The organism is Nostoc sp., assembly GCF_036916655.1.
Lineage (GTDB): Bacteria > Cyanobacteriota > Cyanobacteriia > Cyanobacteriales > Nostocaceae > Nostoc.
Genome location: NZ_JBALFY010000019.1, coordinates 1 through 19,970, shown reverse-complemented (window position 1 = coordinate 19,970; position 19,970 = coordinate 1). Strand labels below are relative to the sequence as shown.

At 40.7% G+C, this 19,970-nt stretch carries 21 protein-coding genes; 8 read left to right on the top strand and 13 right to left on the bottom strand.

Features of this window, described 5'->3' with window-relative positions; all coding sequences use genetic code 11:
* Positions 1-834: 834 nt before the first annotated feature.
* Positions 835-1,131, bottom strand: a complete 297-nt coding sequence (locus tag V7L31_RS04315; protein ID WP_334695105.1) for a hypothetical protein — start codon at positions 1,129-1,131, stop codon at positions 835-837.
* Positions 1,132-1,632: 501 nt separating this feature from the next.
* Here V7L31_RS04315 and V7L31_RS04310 point away from each other — a divergent pair.
* The 4 genes from V7L31_RS04310 to plsY all read left to right on the top strand — a co-directional run bounded on the left by V7L31_RS04310 (position 1,633) and on the right by plsY (position 5,152).
* Positions 1,633-2,427: an MlaE family lipid ABC transporter permease subunit gene (locus V7L31_RS04310; RefSeq protein WP_179063719.1), complete on the top strand. Its 795-nt coding sequence runs from the start codon at positions 1,633-1,635 to the stop codon at positions 2,425-2,427.
* Between the two features lie 127 nt (positions 2,428-2,554).
* On the top strand, positions 2,555-2,941 hold the full coding sequence (locus V7L31_RS04305) for a DUF3119 family protein (protein WP_334695104.1): 387 nt from the start codon (positions 2,555-2,557) through the stop codon (positions 2,939-2,941).
* A gap of 136 nt (positions 2,942-3,077) precedes the next feature.
* Positions 3,078-4,355 (top strand): DUF3086 domain-containing protein, encoded by a 1,278-nt coding sequence (locus tag V7L31_RS04300; RefSeq protein WP_334695103.1) that lies wholly within the window; start codon positions 3,078-3,080, stop codon positions 4,353-4,355.
* A 116-nt stretch (positions 4,356-4,471) separates the two neighbouring features.
* Positions 4,472-5,152: a glycerol-3-phosphate 1-O-acyltransferase PlsY gene (gene plsY / locus V7L31_RS04295; protein WP_334695102.1), complete on the top strand. Its 681-nt coding sequence runs from the start codon at positions 4,472-4,474 to the stop codon at positions 5,150-5,152.
* 82 nt (positions 5,153-5,234) lie between these two features.
* Here plsY and V7L31_RS04290 read toward each other — a convergent pair whose 3' ends face one another.
* The 6 genes from V7L31_RS04290 to V7L31_RS04265 form a co-directional block, all read right to left on the bottom strand.
* The gene (locus V7L31_RS04290; RefSeq protein ID WP_334695101.1) at positions 5,235-5,492 is read right to left on the bottom strand and encodes a hypothetical protein; all 258 of its coding nucleotides are present in this window, start codon (positions 5,490-5,492) and stop codon (positions 5,235-5,237) included.
* 63 nt (positions 5,493-5,555) lie between these two features.
* Positions 5,556-5,795, bottom strand: a complete 240-nt coding sequence (locus tag V7L31_RS04285) for a hypothetical protein (RefSeq protein WP_179063724.1) — start codon at positions 5,793-5,795, stop codon at positions 5,556-5,558.
* 438 nt (positions 5,796-6,233) lie between these two features.
* A complete protein-coding gene (locus V7L31_RS04280) occupies positions 6,234-6,797 on the bottom strand; it encodes a 3'-5' exonuclease (RefSeq protein WP_334695100.1) in 564 nt (187 codons plus the stop codon).
* A 178-nt stretch (positions 6,798-6,975) separates the two neighbouring features.
* Positions 6,976-7,410, bottom strand: a complete 435-nt coding sequence (locus V7L31_RS04275) for a hypothetical protein (protein ID WP_334695259.1) — start codon at positions 7,408-7,410, stop codon at positions 6,976-6,978.
* A 62-nt stretch (positions 7,411-7,472) separates the two neighbouring features.
* The gene (locus V7L31_RS04270; protein ID WP_334695099.1) at positions 7,473-8,744 is read right to left on the bottom strand and encodes a hybrid sensor histidine kinase/response regulator; all 1,272 of its coding nucleotides are present in this window, start codon (positions 8,742-8,744) and stop codon (positions 7,473-7,475) included.
* A gap of 30 nt (positions 8,745-8,774) precedes the next feature.
* Positions 8,775-10,661, bottom strand: coding sequence for an ATP-binding protein (locus V7L31_RS04265; RefSeq protein ID WP_334695098.1), 1,887 nt, complete (start codon positions 10,659-10,661; stop codon positions 8,775-8,777).
* Between the two features lie 259 nt (positions 10,662-10,920).
* Between V7L31_RS04265 and petN the strand changes: the two genes are divergently transcribed.
* From petN to V7L31_RS04250, 3 genes are all read left to right on the top strand, one after another.
* The gene (petN, locus tag V7L31_RS04260) at positions 10,921-11,010 is read left to right on the top strand and encodes a cytochrome b6-f complex subunit PetN (RefSeq protein WP_012408302.1); all 90 of its coding nucleotides are present in this window, start codon (positions 10,921-10,923) and stop codon (positions 11,008-11,010) included.
* Between the two features lie 7 nt (positions 11,011-11,017).
* Complete coding sequence (locus V7L31_RS04255) at positions 11,018-11,179, top strand: hypothetical protein (protein WP_334695097.1); 162 nt, start codon at positions 11,018-11,020, stop codon at positions 11,177-11,179.
* Positions 11,180-11,333: 154 nt separating this feature from the next.
* Entirely contained in the window at positions 11,334-14,483 is a 3,150-nt protein-coding gene (locus V7L31_RS04250) for a GAF domain-containing sensor histidine kinase (RefSeq protein WP_334695096.1), read from the top strand.
* Here V7L31_RS04250 and V7L31_RS04245 read toward each other — a convergent pair.
* The 6 genes from V7L31_RS04245 to V7L31_RS04220 all read right to left on the bottom strand — a co-directional run bounded on the left by V7L31_RS04245 (position 14,480) and on the right by V7L31_RS04220 (position 18,064).
* Positions 14,480-15,922 (bottom strand): RecQ family ATP-dependent DNA helicase, encoded by a 1,443-nt coding sequence (locus V7L31_RS04245; protein WP_334695095.1) that lies wholly within the window; start codon positions 15,920-15,922, stop codon positions 14,480-14,482. The two genes, V7L31_RS04250 and V7L31_RS04245, sit on opposite strands and share 4 nt — an antisense overlap.
* Positions 15,923-16,320: 398 nt before the next feature.
* A complete protein-coding gene (locus V7L31_RS04240; protein WP_334695094.1) occupies positions 16,321-16,449 on the bottom strand; it encodes a hypothetical protein in 129 nt (42 codons plus the stop codon).
* Entirely contained in the window at positions 16,419-17,063 is a 645-nt protein-coding gene (locus V7L31_RS04235; RefSeq protein ID WP_334695093.1) for a metallophosphoesterase, read from the bottom strand. The genes V7L31_RS04240 and V7L31_RS04235 overlap by 31 nt, the downstream gene beginning before the upstream one ends.
* Positions 17,064-17,337: 274 nt before the next feature.
* On the bottom strand, positions 17,338-17,631 hold the full coding sequence (locus tag V7L31_RS04230; RefSeq protein ID WP_334695092.1) for a type II toxin-antitoxin system RelE/ParE family toxin: 294 nt from the start codon (positions 17,629-17,631) through the stop codon (positions 17,338-17,340).
* Positions 17,628-17,885, bottom strand: a complete 258-nt coding sequence (locus V7L31_RS04225) for a type II toxin-antitoxin system ParD family antitoxin (RefSeq protein WP_334695091.1) — start codon at positions 17,883-17,885, stop codon at positions 17,628-17,630. The genes V7L31_RS04230 and V7L31_RS04225 overlap by 4 nt, the downstream gene beginning before the upstream one ends.
* Positions 17,886-17,914: 29 nt before the next feature.
* Positions 17,915-18,064 (bottom strand): hypothetical protein, encoded by a 150-nt coding sequence (locus V7L31_RS04220; protein WP_334695090.1) that lies wholly within the window; start codon positions 18,062-18,064, stop codon positions 17,915-17,917.
* Between the two features lie 267 nt (positions 18,065-18,331).
* Here V7L31_RS04220 and V7L31_RS04215 point away from each other — a divergent pair, with 267 nt between their 5' ends.
* Complete coding sequence (locus V7L31_RS04215; protein ID WP_334695089.1) at positions 18,332-19,882, top strand: HEAT repeat domain-containing protein; 1,551 nt, start codon at positions 18,332-18,334, stop codon at positions 19,880-19,882.
* The last annotated feature ends 88 nt before the right edge of the window (positions 19,883-19,970 follow it).

The following is a 19,970-nucleotide window of genomic DNA, read 5'->3' as shown; positions in this document are numbered from 1 at the left end:
ACATACCTCGTAATAAATTCAATATAAGATGCCTAACGGTTAAACGACCTGCTTTGCTCGTTAAGAAACATGAGCAGGCATTGTGAGCATCGGGATTTTAAGGAAATTTTTATAAGAAGAATTCAGAACTCAGGAGTCAGAATGGGCTAAACCTTAGCTATCCGCTAACAGTATTAATTCTGTACGATTGGATGATAGCGTCGGCGGCAAGCGAGTGTTTTCGAGTTGCGTCTGAATATTGGTTAAAACCATACAACTCTTAGAGACTCTACTGCGTAGCTATTTCCCCGTAGGGGTACGTCCCACTATCGGCTTTCGCCCCTGGTGGGCGAAAAAATTAAAATATTCTCGCCTTAAAACTCTATCCCTTTATGGGTAGAGTATTCTGAATTCTGTATTCTGACTCCTGTTTTATATTTTTTAGTGAGTTTTATTTGATATTCTCAATAAATGCTAATCAAATCCTTCCAGATTGCAGCTAATAAAAAATACCAAACTCTAGTTTAGCGTTAACTTGGTAATTTAGAAAGACTATTTTAGCTATTTGACAAAATTAAAAATTTATAAACCCTTAGTGTTCTAGGTTTTTAAACTGGTTGAAAATTATTTGCGTATAGTCGCGCACCTTTACTAGTTGTTAGTAATTAATCACTAATAACTAAAAAATAATAAATATTTAATCAATTACTTCGACACTGTATTTAATTAATAAAAATTCATTCCGCAGCACTAATCTCTATTGGGGTTAAGTTCGGTAGTACTTTCAATCTTGGAAATATCACTTTTTCCTGTATTCTAAAGCCCAATAATCTCCTGACGAAGCTATTTCACTACTCAAGAATCTATCCGTAATATTTGATACCGATAGCATACGAACATATCAAACAGTCCCCCAACGAAACTACAGGTCAAGCTAATTACGAATAATCCGCGTAGGGGGGTTCCACTGCCGAAGGTGGCGAGAAAACGCATAATCTGAGTAGCGATCGCTTCAGTTAACTCTTGTAAGCCAGGGAAGTGGCCAATGAGGGATAGAAAGAGCAACCCCCCGCCAACGAAGAACATGGGAACGACAAAACTAAAAATGATTGTAAGTACTAGGGAGCGGAGAAAGTTAGTCAAAATAGTCATTTAGGACACACTCCGTGAGTAGAGATGACAAGAGCTAGATAGCGGTTTGTCATTTTCTACAATACGTGCGATCGCTCCAGAGCAGACAATCTGTCAAGAATCTTAAGTTTTCATTAAAATAAACGGCTATCAGTTACAGCCCATGCTGGGCAGATTATAAACAGCTTAAATCTACAAAAGCCTTGCAAAATTAAGGTTACAGCAAAGAGTACCACTTATTTATTGCTTTTCAGCACCTTTAATAACAGCTTCATTTTCTGAGAGCATCTTTAATCTAAGTTAATATTCAGCCTTTTTAGGGGAGTAGGGGACAAAGGGGACAAGGGGGAATTATTGAACAAGTCTCTCCCTTATCTCCTCCCACACTCCTCTTCCCCTGAAGCCTACACTATGCGTGAGAAATCCGGGTTTCTTGTCTACCTTGTCTCTTCTCAATTCCCATTCCCCATTCCCCATTACTTCCGCTATTCTTAAGGCAGTTACCGAGTTAGCTACAGAACATTGAACCAGACTACATCCAAATCCAGTTTAAGGGAATGGAGTCAGCGATTGCTGGCAGCGATTTTTCTGGGTGGGCAAGTACTAGTTCACCTATTGAGAGGCAAAATCCATCGGCGCAACACCTTAGAACAGATGGCGGCAGTTGGGCCAGATTCTTTATTTATTGCCCTACTGACGGCTATTTTTGTTGGTGCTGTGTTTACTATTCAGGTGGCGCGGGAATTCATCAACTTTGGCGCAGGAAACATTATCGGCGGAGTGCTTTCTGTTGCGTTGACGCGAGAACTCGCTCCGGTGTTGACAGCAGTGGTTTTGGCGGGGCGAGTCGGTTCTGCCTTTGCAGCAGAAATCGGTACCATGCGAGTCTCAGAACAAATCGATGCTATGTTGATGTTGAAAACAGATCCAATCGATTACCTGGTTATTCCCCGTGTCCTTGCTTGCTGTTTAATGCTGCCAATTTTAACCCTTCTGTCTTTGGTGACAGGGATGTTTGGGGGATTAATAATTGCGACAACTATCTACAATCTATCTGATACGGTCTTTCTAGACTCAGCCCGTAACTTTCTTGGTATCTGGGATATTTTTAGCGCCATGATTAAGGCGTGCTGCTTTGGTATTTTAATTGCCGTAATTGGTTGCAGTTGGGGGCTGACGACAACAGGAGGTGCTAAAGGTGTAGGACAGTCAACTACAACTGCTGTTGTGACTGCCTTACTAATTATATTTGTGAGCAACTTCTTTCTTTCTTGGTTGATGTTTCAGGGAACTGGCAGTGCATTCATCGGACTATAAAAGTGAGGAGTGAGGAATTAGGAGTTATGAGTTAAAACTTCTCACTCCTAACTCTTAACTTCTAACTTCTAACTCCTGACTCCTAAAATAGGAGATATGCCTACTAAATAAAGCAGGATTTAAGACTTTGACCAGTTTATTTACTCCTAACTCCACATCCACTGTGGAACTCAAGCCTAGTTACAATATACCTATAGGGTTGGTAATTGCCGCGATTCCACTACTATTGGTACAACCGTGGGTAGGTTCCCTTTTCACGCTGTTTGGTTTGTTTCTCATGTTTCAGGCGTTAACGCTGCGTTTGCAATTTACCGTCACCGACTTAGATATTTACAGAGGCGAAAAGTTGATTCGGCGCTTTCCCTACCAGGAATGGCAAAACTGGCGGATATTCTGGAATCGAGTACCCATCCTGTTTTATTTTAAAGAAATTAAAAGCATTCACTTTTTGCCGATTTTATTTGACCCCAACACATTGAAAACTTGCTTAGAACAACGTTGTCCGCGTTTTTAGTGCTGAGTACCATCTGTGCTGAGTCGTTTTGATATAAACTCGTAACTTAGCACTCATGCTCAGGATTTTTATGGCAGGTCAATTGTAATATTTCTGAAAGCTATTTATTCGCGTCATCGGAATTACACTATTGTTTATGAACCTAGAGGCATCTCAAACCCCAGAACCAAGTGATGAGCAATTGACAGAAAAACCAGAAGAGAACAATGCAGTTGAACATCCAGTAAATTCATCTGTTGAGTCAGTGCTAGAAACAGAAGCCATTAGCTCATCAGAAGGCTACACGACTTTTGAGCCACTCATTTCTAATGCAGAAGTTGTCGATTCTACAGTAGAGCTAACAGAAAATTCAGATGGCGAGTTTGTAGCGCAGTTAGAAGCGGAAAATGTCGCGCTGGGGTCTGAAATAGGATCGGGAAATAATTTATTATATGCAGAAGCAGAGCAGCGAGTGGCAGAGTTACAAAGCGCTGAAGCATCTCTTAAGGAAGAAATAGCCAAGCTGCAAGCTTCTTATGAAAACCTGCAATCACAGGTGAGTGAAACTCAAACCTCACTGGGGCGAATTGTACAAGAGTCACTGTTGCAGTTGGAACAACGCAAGCAAACTCTGCAAATTTCTGTCGAACAACTAGAACGCCGTCAAGAACGTATCCGCAACGAGATGCGAACCACTTTTGCTGGTACATCTCAAGACTTGGCTATTCGGGTGCAGGGTTTTAAAGACTATCTCACGGGTAGTTTACAAGATTTGGCCGTTGCCGCTGAACAGTTGCAACTGACCCCAAGTGTGGTAATAGAACGAGAAAAACCAGCTGTAAAAGAGGCTAAACCTGTTGAATCCCAGCCTGGAATACCCCAATTTGCCCAACAGCAGTTTCAAGATACTACCAAGCAAATTCGCCGCTTAATTGATCAATACCGCAATAAACCAGATTATTATGGCCCACCGTGGCAACTACGTCGCACCTTTGAACCAATCCATGCTGAACGAATCTCTAACTGGTTTTTTACCCAAGGGGGACGGGGTGGTTTGCGGACAATGGGTAGCCGCTTGCAGAATATCCTAATTGCCTCAGCTGCAATTTCGATATTACACAAGCTGTATGGCGATCGCGTCCGTACTCTAGTCTTAGCTAATACACCGGAGCGATTAGGTGAATGGCGGCGCGGCTTGCAAGACTGTCTCGGAATCGGTCGCCCAGACTTCGGCCCAGACCGGGGTGTGGTATTATTTGAGGCATCTGATGCTCTTGCTCAGAAAGCAGAGCGATTGACGAAAGCCAATCAACTGCCCTTAATTATCATTGACGATTCAGAAGAACAAATCAGTTTGTCACTGCTGCAATTTCCCCTGTGGTTAGCCTTTGCTCCTGACCCCAAAACAGTGAGAAACTATGATGATGATTTTTAAATGAGTCATTGGTCAAGAGTAATCCCTCTTGACTTTTTTGAATTTTGTTAGCGAGTCTTCTCCCAAGGGGAGACGCTAAGAGCGAACGAGAGTCATTTTGAATTTTGAATTGTATTATGGCTATTTGGTTAACTCTGTGCGGGGCAATTGTAGTCATAGCTTACTTGCTGGGTTCTTTTCCCACTGGCTATATTGCTGTGAAGCAGTTAAAAGGTATTGATATTCGAGAAATTGGTTCTGGTTCCACTGGCGCAACTAATGTACTAAGAACCTTGGGTAAAGGGCCAGGAGCATTGGTTTTAGTACTTGATTCCTTAAAGGGAGTATTAGCGATCGCTCTAGTTTACTGGTTGCTCAACTTTGCCTCTAATCAAAATTTTATCCCTCCAGCGGTAGATGCACAACTATGGCAACCGTGGATTGTAACTTTAACTGGGTTAGCCGCCATCCTGGGACATAGTAAATCAATTTTTTTAGGCTTTACCGGTGGTAAATCCGTTGCTATCAGCTTAGGGATTTTATTGGCAATGAGTTGGCAGGTAGGTTTAGCAACAGCGGGTGTGTTTGCCGTGGTTGTGGCAATATCACGGATTGTCTCTTTGAGTTCAATTGTAGGTGCGATCGCAGTTTCCATTCTTATGGTATTTTTACATCAACCCTTACCCTATATTCTGTTTGGGATTGCTGGTGGATTGTATGTGATTTTGCGCCATCGCACTAATATCGAACGACTGTTTGCGGGAACAGAACCAAAAATTGGGCAAACTGTAGCGACAGAACCCGAACAAACTGCATGATAGATCAGCGGAAGCCAAACTCCCTCTATGAAACGGGGTTGAGGGAGTTTGGCTTCCCAATTACTGCATTGCTATTTTGCGCTTATGGACGAACGTTACCTTTAATTAAACGGTGAAAAAGACGGCACGGCCACAAAAAAGCTCCACAAATGCTGACTGAGGCGATGGCTACCACAACTCGCCAACTCGAACTAGGCTCAGTAGAAGATTCTGAAGGATTAGCTTGTGTACTTTTAGCGAGTTCTGGCATTGAATGAGATAGCTGACTGACTGTACTCACCCCTTCAATCGCTGCTCCAATTAGATAAGCTACTAGGGCAATTACTAGCCAGTGATTCATAATATTGCACTGTTTGAACTCTGAGCGTATGCTTGGCAGTGATCAATCATTTGATTTATCGTATTAATGATTGCCGCCTTGCCCTAAAGATAATCTGCCTTCAGCCGTATCGCGAATTAGGGGCAGTTTAGATTTAATATAAGTGTTAAGAGTTGTATCTGCCTGGGCATCAAGCCCTTGTTTCGCTTTTAACTGCTGGAGGAGCAATTGTATTAAAGCAGCATCATCAAACTGGAGCAGGGTGCTGACTTGGGTAGATTCGATTACAGCCCAAAGCTGTTGCATCATTTTAGCAGTTACCATGAAGCCTGTAACCTCTTAAGCTTTTCTTTATATTTACACGAATTTTGGATTTGTGGTTAGTTTTTATCTGAAGATTTATAAAGATGTAGGTTGGAAAAGCTTGATTAAGCAGGTAGGCATAATTAAATATACAGCAGAATTCAGAATGGGCTATGCCCCGTTGCGCTAAGGGACTTCCAATAAATTACCCAATCTTGTAGGGTGGGCATCTTGTCCTTTAGCTAGGCTACACGACTAAGCTCGACTTTATCCAAAATTAAGAACTCAGTTTCTTTATCTGGTAAAAATCGTGGCTTTTTGGCAAATACTTTTTCTTTTTCTACGTCACAGAGCATAGATAAAGTTCAAAAAGTAAAACTACTATCCCACATAGGTTTCAGCAATAGCGATCACGTTGCGAAAAAAATGGATAAAGTCGAGCTAATAATTTTTGATTATTCAGCTTAGTTGTTTGTTTTTCATCTGTCTGTAGATAGCTGCAATGTTGCGGGCATCATCAATACCACGATGGTGTGTGCCTTTTAATTCTATTCCCAACTCATTGAGAGCTAGTGCCATACCAAATTTTTTAGATACGCCAAGATATTCTGAAAATTCCTCTTTGATATTTATGTGTTCTGAAGTAAAAGGATAAGAGAAATTATGAAACGCGCAATCTTGAATAAATTGCTTTTTGTCGTAATTGCCCCAAGAACAGAAAATATGGTTGGGAAATGAATAAATCCATTCTTTGAAGCGAGAAATTGCCTCTAAAAATTTTGGTGCTTCGTCAACATCTTGCTGCCGAATACTAGTCAATTCGGTGCAAAAATCTGTCAGTTGTGGATGTCTCACAGGTTGGATGAATTGCTGAAACTCAGAATCAATTTCCCACGTTGTTCGATTGAGCATCACCGCACCAATTTCGATGATTTCCATTTCGTGACGGGGAATAGTTCTACTGTTACAGCACGTAGCTTCAAGATCGATTATCAAATAATAGTCGGATATTTTAGTATTCATATTATGTAATTGAGTATTGGATAATTAAAGATAGTTATTATTTATACGTATTTTTCGAAAAATACATAATTTTTGTAACTTTGTTGTATTTATTATACTACAATAGCGTGATGCTTACAGGCTTTTTTATCTATTTGAAGCACAACCCTCTACCAAATAAGAACTTGACAAAGAGAATTTAGATTGATGAAAAAGGTTTAATCCAACGGAATTGAATAGCGAGATCAAGAGCGATGGCAGCCAACACAAACCACAATAAACTTTCTGCCGCCAACACCAAAAAAGGCCAAATCGTGCTATTGGAATTCCAGCCAAGTTCTATCTGAGTTAATCCCCGCACCAAGCCAAAAGCCAATACACCGCCAGCTTTGAGTTGAGGATTTTGATCTGAGCGGATGATATAACGGTAGGTAACACCAAATAAGAAACCAATAAAAGTTGCGATCGCACCACTTACCCACAAGTGCCAATTCACATCAATTTGCAGAATTACGAGTGTCTGAAAATACTTCGCAAGTACGAAAGTATTTAAAAGACTGGCGAGCGCAAAGGCAGAAAATAGCGAAAAACCTCCAACTATTCCAGCCTTGAGGGATTCTAGGCGCTCTGCCATTAATTGAGAATCTAAAGTTGCCTTCACTGCTTCAATAAACTTACTCAAATAATTGTAATTAATTAAATGCTCTCATCGGGGATTTTGATGATAAATTCGGTTCCCCCACCTGGTTGAGAATTCACTTCTAATACACCGCTGTGTTTTTCTACGACTATTTCATAAGCAATTGACAAACCAAGTCCAGTACCTTTACCAACAGTTTTTGTGGTAAATAACGGCTCAAATAAGCGTTTTTTCAGCCGTTCAGGAACACCAATCCCATTATCAGCAATCCGAATTATAACCAATTGTTCCGAATCTATTTCTGTTGTAATTTTAATCTGAGGAATTAGATTACTGATTTTGCCTTGTATGATAGCGTCATCAAGGGCATCAACTGCATTTGCCAGAATATTCATAAATACTTGATTCATCTGTCCTAAATAGCAGTGTATATGTGGTAATACTCCATAATTTTTAATAACTTCAATCCGGGGACGATCGCCATTAGCTTTCAGGCGGTGTTGCAAAATCATGAGTGTACTATCTAATCCTTGGTGCAAATCAGCAGAGATTTTTGTATCACTATCTGAGCGACAGAAGTTGCGGAGTGAATTAGAAAGATTTTGAATTCGTTCGCTTCCTATCTGGAGTGAGTTTAAGATTTTTACCATATCTTCGAGAACGAAATTCAGATCCAACTTCTCAATAGCAGTAGTAATTTTAGTCGTTGGGTTGGGATACTCTTGTTCATACAGTAGAAGCAACTCAGTTACTCCGGCAATATATTCTTGTAAAGGTGGAATATTGCTAGAAATAAAGTTGACGGGGTTATTGATTTCATGGCCAATCCCAGCGATCAACTCTCCAAGTGTTGATAGTTTCTCTTGCTGCACTAATTGAACTTGGGCTTGTTGCAAAGCCCTGGTGCGATCGCTAACTTGTTGTTCTAAAGATTCATTCAATTGTTTGAGTTGTAAATGCACGCGCACTCTAGCAATAACTTCCTCTTGTGCAAAGGGTTTCGGGATATAGTCTACTGCACCAAGGGAAAATCCCTTCGTTTTGCTCTCTGTATCTGCTAAGGCAGTGGTGAAAATAATTGGAATGTTTTGGGTGAGAGGATTGGCTTTGAGGCGACGACAAGTTTCAAATCCGTCAATACCTGGCATTTGTACATCCAGCAAAATCAACTCTGGTTGATTGCGTTCGGCTTGAGCGATCGCACTTTCTCCATCGACTGCAACACGGAAACGAAAACCCTCACTATTGAGCGCTTCACACAGGACAGATAAATTTGTTGGATTATCATCCACAATCAAAATAAATCCAGTATTTTGCTTCTTGTTCATGATCCATTTAAAAGTAAAATTCAACTCAAATTAATTGATGTATTGTTCAACAAAAGTTTCCAAGCGTTTGAGTTGGAAATTACTAGCAAGCTGGCTCAGATGTTGAGCAAAAATATTTAATTTTTCATCAGAGGCGGAAAGTTGTTCAGCTAGTTCCAAAACTTTTTGAATATCACCGTCTTGAATGAGTTCGAGTAACTGTTGTAAAATCTCATCGGCGGGAGAAATTATCTCATTTTTTTGATCCAAATCACCCGCATAGTTTTTTTTAATTGCGTCTACCTTACCATCAAAAATCCATTCCAGTTGCAAAGATTGCCGTAGCATTTCTAATAGTGCTTCAGCTTCTACGGGCTTTGGTAGAAAGGCATCTGCACCTAAATCAATGCTCTTATATTGGTCGGCTGCAAACACACTTGCGGATGAAGCAATGACAGTAATATCTTTAAACTTGTCAGATTTACGCAAACGACTAATAAATTCAAATCCATCCAATATAGGCATCACTAGGTCAGTGATAATCAAGTCTGGTTTGTGTGCTATAGCCTGTTCCCAAGCTTCCTGACCATGACTAGCCTCTACAACAATAAACCCAACTGGCTCTAATAAATTGACAATTACCGATCGATTTTCCCATTTGTCATCTGCAATCAAAATGGTGCGGCGTTGTCCCTGATAACCAATAATAGTTCCCTGCTCAACTATTCTCGAAACCTTTGCCCAGTCTTTAGATTCTGAGAATTTTGCTTCAAACCAGAAAGTACTACCCTTACCAAGTTCACTTTGCACCTGAATTTGACCACCCATCAACAAAACAATTTTTTGGCTGATTGCTAATCCCAAACCTGTACCTTCCGATTGTCGTTTCTGATTTCCAACTTGCTCAAAGGGCTGGAAGATTTTCTCGGCTTGTTCGGGGATTATACCCGTGCCGGTATCTATCACCTCAAAGCGAATTTTGTAGTTAGTTTTTTCATTAGTATTTAATTCTTGCTCAATCACTTTAACCTTGAAAGTGACATTACCTTGATTAGTGAATTTAATGGCATTACTAAGTAAGTTAATCAATACTTGTCGTAAGCGTTTTTCATCACCATGAATACCCGTTGGCAAATTAGGATCGAGTTGGACATCAAAGGCGATGACCTTTTGTTCTGCTCGGATGCGGCAAATTTCAGTCACACTATCTATAAAGGAAGGTAAGAAGAAATCAACAGGGTGCAGTTCCAGTTTTCGAGCTTCTATCTTGGAGAGATCCAGGACATCATTAATTAGGGTTAAAAGATGAGAACCACATTGATAAATAATGCCGACTCCTTTACGTCCTTTTTCACTTAAAGATTCTGTGCGTTGGAGAATTTGAGTATAGCCAAGGATACCGTTAAGGGGTGTGCGTAATTCATGACTCATATTTGCAAGAAATTCACTCTTAGCTTGGCTGGAGTTTTGAGCGACTTCTTCTGCAAGGCGTAGTTCTTTCTCAATGCGCTTGCGTTCGACAATTTCAGTCGAAAGCACTCGATTGATCGCTTCTAATTGGGCAGGGCTAGGTAGCGCCAGGGCTTGAGGCATGAGATCAATTAACGCAAATGCCGTATATATTGAGATAATGGCGGTTAGAGCTTTTAAAGCACCTGCAATCCAATAATCTGGATGCCAAAGCGTCCAAATTTCCATCAAGTGTCCAGTACCGCAGGCAATGATAAAAGCACCAAATAATAGAAATACTCCATTAAAAGGAACGTCTTTGCGTTTGGAAATAAAGTAAATTAATAGGAAAGGAATTGAATAATAGGCAAGAGCGATCGCGGCATCAGAAATAATGTGCAGCCAAACTAATCCAGTTTGCCAGAGATAACAATGTCCGTGGGGAATAAAATCGTTAGTTTGGAAATAATTGTTGAAAAATGTCGGCATGATACTAAGGGTTGCGAGGTTTGAAATATATACCCATTGCCCTAGTATTCCCAAATTATCAATTTAAAAAGCGCGATCGCTACTTTTTTACATTCGTCTTTATAATTACGTAAAGTAGTATGGTATCAATAAAAGATAGTGTCTGCTTGGGGTGGGATCGCCTAAGTTCCAATGTCATTGGATAAAAAAATCTGAGCCTGCCCAATCCCTGTATGATAAGTATTAGGAAACCTTTTGTAATTATTTGAAAAGTGGGACTATGGAGATTTTGACACTAGGTTGGGTATCGTTGTTAGTTGTGTTCACTTGGTCAATTGCAATGGTAGTGTGGGGACGTAACGGACTGTAGAGGCATTGTGGAAAGTCCATTTTTGAGTATTTTAGCAATAGTAGCTGTACTGCTACTCGTAGTCGTCACTGGTGGTATTGGTTATTTAACCCTGGCAGATTGGCGCGATCGCCGTCGCCGAGATGAAGAGAAACAGACCACCCGCAGCGCCCCTCCTAAGCGGCGATAATTCCTTTGTGGTTGAAAAATCTTTTTGTAGGGATATGATACTATCATGTCCCTATATTGTTTTTTCTGACATTCCCAAGAAATAACTGTTACCTTTGCGATCGCAACGGGAATCATGAGATAGAAGACTTTCAATATTTAAAGTCCCACTGGGAATGGAAAACTCCTCTACTACTCAACCCATAGAACCAAATTCAGAACAGCAAGAATCTCATTCAGATGTGACATTCTCTCTCCGTCAGAATGAGCAACAAAAAGCCTTGTCTGGAGTTATTGCCCATATTCGGGAATCTCTAGACATAGAAACCATCTTCAAAATTACGGTCACTGAAGTACGTCAGCTTTTAAAAAGTGATCGGGTTGCCGTATTTCGTTTTTATCCTGAGTTGGCATGGGAAGGGGAATTTATCTATGAAGATGTGGGAACAGAATGGGGTTCGGCACTAGCAGCCAAACTCCGTGACCACTGCTTTAGTGAGGAGTTCGCAGGACTGTATCAGCAAGGTCGAATTAAAGCAATAGCTGATATTTATCAGGTTAATGCCAGTGAATGCTACATCCAGATTTTGGAAAGATTCCAAGTACGTGGCAATATAACTGCCCCCTTGATGAAAGGTAAAGATTTATGGGGCTTGTTGTGTATTCATCAGTGTAGTAGTCCTCGGCAATGGGAAGACTCAGAAATTGAGTTTGTGCAATTAATCGCCGAACATCTCGGAGTTGCCTTGCAGCAAGCAGATTACCTAGAACAAGTAAAACTACAATCGTCAGAACTAGCACAAGCAAAAGCCAGAGAAAAAGCAGCCGAATGGCAGAAAACCATAGCCATAACCATTGAGAAAATTCGTCAGTTCCTAGACTTAGAAAGCATTTTCCACACAACCACCGCAGAACTTAGGCAACTGCTAAATGCCGATCGCGTCGCCATCTACCGCTTTAATCCCGATTGGAGTGGTGAATTTGTGTTTGAATCAGTGGCAAAGGGTTGGATTTCTCTCATCCACGAACAATCGCAGCGACCGGAATTGAAAGAAAACGTCAGTGAATGTAGCGCTAAAGATTTATCTAAACCCCCTGTTGCTGATACCTATTTACAAGATACAGAGGGTGGTAGTTTTAGTAGATGTGAAGTTTACCGTGTTTGTAATGATATTTACAATTCAGGCTTTAGCAACTGCTACATTAAAATCTTAGAGATATATCAAGCCAGAGCTTATGTAATTATTGCCATTTACCACGGTCAAAAGCTCTGGGGGCTGCTAGCAGTGTATCAGAATGCTACAAGCCGTAATTGGCAAAAAGATGAAGTTTACTTGCTTACCCAAGTGGGCACTCAATTAGGTGTAGCTTTGCAGCAAGCAGAATTTATCCAACAAATGCAGATTCAAGCCGCAGAGATTAGCAAAGCTGCTGAAAGGCAAAGGGCGCTGGCCAACACCGTAGAAAAAATTCGTCAGTCTCTTGATATTGAAGCCATCTTTAAAACTACTACTCAAGAAGTCCGTCGGCTATTGGAAGTGGAACGAGTCGCAATTTATCGCTTCTATCCTGATTGGAGTGGCGAATTTGTGGCTGATTCTATTGTTGATGGCTGGACACCAGTGGTTAAGCCGCAACCTGTAACCGAACGCATTCTTGTACAGGGGACGAAAGCAGGTAAGTATGCACGTAATGAAGTTTTTGTCCCAATTTCTCAGGGCGAAAAGCTGTGGGGATTGCTAGTAGCTTATCAAAATTCCCAGCCCCGTTATTGGCAAGATGAAGAAATCAATTTGCTAGCACAAGTTGGCGTTCAATTGGGGGTAGCATTACAGCAAGCTGAGTCCTTGAAACACATGCAGGTGCAAGCCCAAAAACTGGCTAAAGCCGCCGAACGAGAACGGAAAGCAGCCCAAAGGGAAAAGGCTTTAGCCACAACGGTGGAGAAAATTCGCCAGTCTCTTGATATTGACACCATCTTTGCTACCAGTACAGAAGAAGTCCGGCGGCTATTGGAAGTCGATCGAGTGACAATCTATCGATTCGCGGCTGATTGGAGTGGGGAATTTGTTGCTGAGTCTTTAGCCCAAGGTTGGACAGCAGTAAAAGAAATTGTATCAGCGATGTCTACGACGGACTACGCTTACGCCAGTAATTACTTGCAAGAAATCCAAGGCGGAGATTTTGCTAATAGTAAAACTCTTGTTATTAAGGATATTTATAGTACCGATGATTCTATTCCTTATCTTGCCCTAATCGAGCTAATGGAGGCTAGGGCATATATGATTGTGCCAATTTTTCAGGGTGAGAAACTTTGGGGGTTACTAGCAGCTTATCAAAATATCAAACCCCGTGATTGGCAAGAAGATGAAGTAGATTTGCTGATGCAAATTGGTACTCAGTTAGGAGTAGGACTTCAGCAAGCCGAATTACTCGAACAAACTCAACGTCAAAAAGAAGAAATCACACAGACTCTTAAAGAATTACAGCACACTCAAAGCCAGTTAATTCAAAGTGAGAAAATGGCAGGCTTAGGACAGTTAGTTGCTGGTGTAGCACATGAAATTAATAACCCGATTAGTTTTATTTATGGCAATATCACTTATGTTACAGAACATGCGGAAAATTTATTGAAATTACTACGCCTTTATCAAAAACAGTATCCCAAAACAACAGGAGAAATTCAAAAGCAAATAGCAGCATTAGATTTAGATTTCATTAGTGATGACTTCCCTAAAATTCTGACTTCAATGAAGATAGGGGCAGATCGAATTTCTCAATTAGTCTTGTCGTTACGAAGCTTTTCTCGACTTGACGAAACAGGAATGAAGCCAGTAGATATCCATGAAGGCATCGACAGTACTTTGCTAATTTTACAACATCGACTGCAACCAGAGACTAATTCTTTTGCAATTGAGGTAGTTAAACAATATGCTGAATTACCCCCAGTAGTCTGCTATGCAGCCCAGATAAATCAGGTATTTATGAATATTCTCAACAATGCGATCGATGCACTAGAAAACTCAGCAACTAGTGGAAAAATAATTCAAAATCCCAAAATTTGGATTCGTACAGAAGTCATAGAAGAAAATACGATTCTGATTTGGATTGCTGACAATGGTTGTGGGATTCCAGAGAGGATGCGATCGCGCATTTTTGAACCTTTCTTTACCACCAAACAACCTGGACAAGGCACTGGTTTGGGGTTATCTATTAGCTACCAAATTATTGTCGAAAAACACGGTGGTAATATCAAGTGTGTTTCGGAAGCTGGTAAGGGCTGTGAGTTCTGGATAGAAATTCCGATGAAACGGACTGTTAGTTAACAGCAATTATCGCAATGTCCGCAACGCCAGTTAGCTGCTTCTTTGTCAAAACCAAAGGCGTTTAACAAAAATTGCCAACGACACTGCTTTGTAGTCAGATATTGCTGCATCTGTTTGGCGGCGTGTAACTGCGTCGGTGGCTGATTTCCAGCTTTTTGCCCAATGGTGTAATGAAAAGGGTCAAGCCAGTTTAACTGACCACTGCTGTGGAGTAAAGCCAGTGCCGTCGCACCTTCGGGAAATTGTCGAGTTACTGCATTCACTTCTCCCTGTTTTGGTAATTTTTTCACAAGTTGCTGCGCTATTTGTTGTTGCGATCGCATTTGTTCTTGAAAAAACTCCTGTCTTTGCTTATCCCCTGCATCTAACCACCCCGTAGGTTCACTTACCAATGTCAACGCTTCGGCTGGTTTCCCATCCCTTCCAGCCCGGCCAATTTCTTGCACATATTCAGATAGCAGATGTGGGGCGTGAAAGTGGGCAACCCAGCGAACGTCGCTTTTATTTATCCCCATACCAAACGCACAGGTACACACAACAAAGGGGATTTTACCACTTAACCAGCTTGCTTCTACTTCACGGCGTTCTGTTGCACCCAATCCCGCATGATAACTAGCTGTGGCGTAACCCATCTCTGTTAACCATTGAGCTAAATCTTCACTATCTCTCCGAGTGCGAACATAAACTAATCCCGATTGTTGCGGTCTATTTTGAATAAACTTTAATAATTGTTGTTTCCTACCTCGTGGTGTCCAAGCAATGCGAATGCTGGGATGCAAGTTAGAACGGTAAGGATTCAAGCGGAAAATCTCTGGTTGCTGTAATTGTAAAACTGTTTGAATAATTTTTTGGGCTGAGGGGTCAGCAGTAGCAGTAAAAGCGGCGATACTAATTTTTGTTCCTGGTGGTTTTGATTTTAGCAATGCCGGACGCACCGCCCCTAATCTGCGATAAGCTGGGCGAAAAGTATCACCCCACTGCACTAAACAATGAGCTTCATCTAAAATCAAACCATTAATTTGCAATTGCGGGTCGCATAATCTTTCCCACACTGGCGAACTTAGTAAAGTTTCTGGCGACAAATATAGTAATCTTAGCTGTTGATGTTCTAAAGCTTGCAGAGTTGCACGACGTTGAGATGAAGATAATTCACTATGCAAAAGTGCTGCTTTTTGGTGGCTTTCTCGTAGTTCCTGTACTTGGTTTTCCATCAACGCCACTAGAGGCGAAACTACCAAAGTTAATCCTGTTTGTAGGAGTGCAGGAAGTTGAAAACAAATCGACTTTCCACCACCTGTAGGCATAATAATCAGCGCATCTTTTTGTGATAATAAACTACTGACAATTTCTCCCTGTGGTGGACGAAAATCTTCATAACCCCAGATTTTTTTAAAAGCAGCGAGGACTTCTTGCCAAGATTTTGTTGTAGACTGATTCATAATCAATGGTAAATGCACCCATATCCTTGAATACTGAATATAGCCTTTGTTATCCAGCTAATGGTTCAGTAATTTCATCATCTTAGGTTGCAACTCGCTGACCGCAAGAATGAATTATAGTTAACATGAGTTCGACTGGTCATCTCATGTCCACCCAAAAGACCTCTCCCTGATTTTACTACGCAAAACCTGTCCCTCTCCGACTCGGAGAGGGACAGACTTGAACTTTAGTTCAAGGCAGGGAGAGGTCTGTGGAACTCACGTATAGTTATTATTATTTTTGGTTCTTCGGTTACTTTTATGGATAATTACTGGTAACAGTGACTTAGAGATGTTGCAGCGTTATCTGGAGGTTACACTTAGATTTTAATAAAAATCAAATTGGATTGCTATATTTATTAAATCTCCACGAATAATCCTGGATTAAAGTAATTATTTGGTTCATCTGGATAACCACGCGGATTACAAATAACGCGAGTCAAACCGATTTGATAATCTAATTGATTGTGATGTGGCCATGAATCCATAATAATGCTCCAGACTCCTCAACTAAAGTATCAAGATTTGAAGCATAAGCAGCACTTAAAATATCTTCTTGATATTGAAAAGGTATAGACTTTGCACTAGGAGCATGATGGCTAATAATTACATTTTTACCAGATAAGCCAGATAATGTATTTTTTAACCAATTAACTGATTTTTGACAAATTAGGGCTGTGTCAATACTTTTTAACTTTGAGTATTGAGGACTTAATCTAATTTTCTTATAATCGTTCATGACTTGACTAGCTTCTACACCTGCCATACGTGGCTCACCAAACAGTTTAAAATCAGTCCATAAAGTACAACCTAAAAAATTTACTCCCTCAATAGTAACTAAATCATTCTCTAGAACATGAACATTAGTTCCTAATGAATAATTTTTCAGCTTCTCAACAAGCCTTGGATAAGCACTTCCATAGTATTCATGATTACCTAATACATATATTACTGGTTTATTGGGAATATTTTGAATTGCCCATTTAATTCCTCTCTCTCTTAAATTAATATCTCCAGCTAAAACAACAATATCAGAATTTATATCAGGAGTATTAAAGGGTTGAAATTCAAGATGCAAATCACTTAATATGTGAATTTTCATGCTAGTTCCATAATTGAAGCATTTTGAAATACTATAGGACTAGTATTTGATTTTTGAAATGCACGTAGTGGACTGTCTACGCAAAATAGTTCATTAGACGTAGGTTGGGTGAAGCGGAGCGCAACCCAACATATTATATCAGGATGTTGGGTTACGCAAAGCCTCCACCCAACCTACAATTTTCTTGTATCGTATTTGTATTGTACTAAGTTAGTTTTATGTCCCTGAATAAGGCGATAAGTACTAGACCAAAAATATAGTTACAGCTTAATTATTAATCTACGAACAAAGATTCTAAATCTCGATAACCACTGGCAACACGAGTAATACTAATTCCGTCTTCTCTTGGATAGTAAAATATAATGTAATCATCCACAACAAAACCGCGCAGATTTGGTACAAGTCTTCCATAACTTTTTCCCATATTGGGGAAACTCGCTACTAATTTACATTTGGAGCGAATGTCATCAAAAAGCTTACTAGCTGCTTTTGGGTTACTCCGAGCAATATATTCACAAATTTCATCTAAATCTCGAATTGCTGCATCTGAAAGTGAATAATTACTCATTCAGAGGACTCCTCAGCAATTAGACGAATTTTTTCTTGTAATCTGGCAAATACAACTTCGCCGTCAGTTACTTGTCCCTTAGCAATTTGTTCAGTTCCTACAGAAATTTTATGCCGTAATTCTTCAATGCGCTGCTCTCTTTCTTGTAGCAGTTTAAAGGCTTCATTGATGACATCATTTGCATTAGTAAATCTACCACTTGCAAGCTGTGCCTGAATAAATTGCTCTAGTTCTGGTTTAATTTGGATGTACATATTTTTTTAGCTTTATATAATTAATATTCTTATCTAAATTTTAACAGCATTGCTACATCAAAAGCAATTATTGATTGGTAATTAACCATCCCACAAATTCTGTAAGCATTCACCTTCCTGGTGACGACTACCGATGTGGTAAACCGCAATTGTATTTTGTAATCGCTACCTATAACCATCGATATTTACCTTTCTTGTACCAAGGTGTTTCGTCAAGGTGGATGTTAGGCACAAAAGATGCTCATGGACTTTACCGCTGTTACGGATTTAAAAATTTGACAGAACCGGAAAGAATCATGATGCGTTTAAATCCCAATGCTAACCAAGCTTGAGCAAAGCGGGGACAAAGCAGTTCGTAGGCGTAGCCCGTCGTAGACATCGCTAACCTGCATTGACAGTTAGATTACAATCTAGGTATAGTTTCTCTGACTGGAGTTGTTCATCGGGTGATTCAATCCGATTCAATGACAAAGCACACCAGACAAGTATTACTTAGTGCGCTCAAGGTGGTTGTCTTATGCATGATGCTGTTCCTACTATGCACAAGCAATAGTTGGGCGCAAATCACTACTGACAGCAAAATTGCTCCCCTGATTCAGAAGCTAATAGATAACGATGCCCACATCAGTAGCATTGCCGCAGATGCCTTAGTTAGTATCGGTTCGCCAGCAGTACCGTCTCTGATTGAGGCGTTGAAAAATCAGGATATTAATCTTCGTTGGCACGCCGCTTCGGTTTTAGGAGATTTGGGTGCAGAAGCAGCACCAGCCGTTTCTGCCTTAAGTGCGGCATTGCACGATGAGGATGGACAAGTCCGGCTGTACGCCACCTTAGCTTTAGGAAATATTGGTACAGCAGCCAAAGCAGCAGTTCCATCGTTAATGGCGGCATTACAAGACAAGGAGCAATTCGTTCGTATTTATGTTCCTTCTGCACTCAGAAAAATTGGTGTAGAAGCGAAAGTAGCTGTCCCAGTATTAACCGCTGCCCTAAAAGATAATAACCCCGCTGTACGTTACAATTCTGCCTACGCCCTGGGTGCAATGGGTACAGAAGCAGTATCGGCTGTCCCTAATTTAATTACCCTGTTGAATGATAACCAGTTTTACGTGCGTTTAGGTGCTATCAAAGGTTTAGGAGGAATAGCGGCAGGCTTTCAGGATAAAGCAAATGCTTTACCTAGCTCAAAGTTGCAGAAAGTCATCTCAGACTTTGAGCAGGTATTGACAACTATCCAAGAACACAAAGATAAATTTACTGAGACGGACAGTAGGCTGATACGTCGCCCTCTGAATGCCCTGAAAGCAGAAAAAGAAACTCGCCTCTTTGATAGAGTTCTAGAATGGCTATTTGGGCATAAATTACTCTTGGGAATTGCCGCCTACCTGATCTTATTACCTTCCGTGTGGTTAATTCTCTTGCGATTAGCCCCTTTATGGTTGTTGAAAATTAACAACGCCCTCAAACCTTACACAGATTTTTCTCTCCCATTTATCAGCGTCAATGTACCTCTGCGATATGTGCTATTTGTTGGCTGGTTTCATTACCATCCCAGAGTATTAGATGCGTGGGTAGCTAAATATATCAAAGCAGCCCGCGAACAATTTCCCAAAAAGGATACAGTTAGCAGTCGCGCCTGTTACATTCCCATTCCCGTTGTTTTGGATGGTACAACAGTTCCCCAACTAATGAATGAGAATTTGCGCTCAACTTTCGAGAAACAACGTAGCTGCCTAGTAATTGGCGGCGAAGGGGGTGTAGGTAAAACCAGTTTAGCGTGTCGAATCGCTGGGTGGGCAATGGCTGAGGCTGAAGACCAACAACTCTGCAAACATTTGATGTTACCTGTGCTGTTAGAAGAAGAATTTCGGGTAACTGAAGGTAAGTCGCCGCTTTTAGGAGCTATCAGAGGACAGTTGCAAGCTTTAATTGATGAACCAGAGCCGATTTGTCAAGAGTTACTGTTACGTTTGTTAAGAAAGAAACGCATTCTATAGCGGTTCTCAGTTGGGTGCAATATAGTAACAGCAGTGAGTGAACCAGCCAATAATGTCTTTTTTAGTTACTGCATTGAGAGCATTTGTA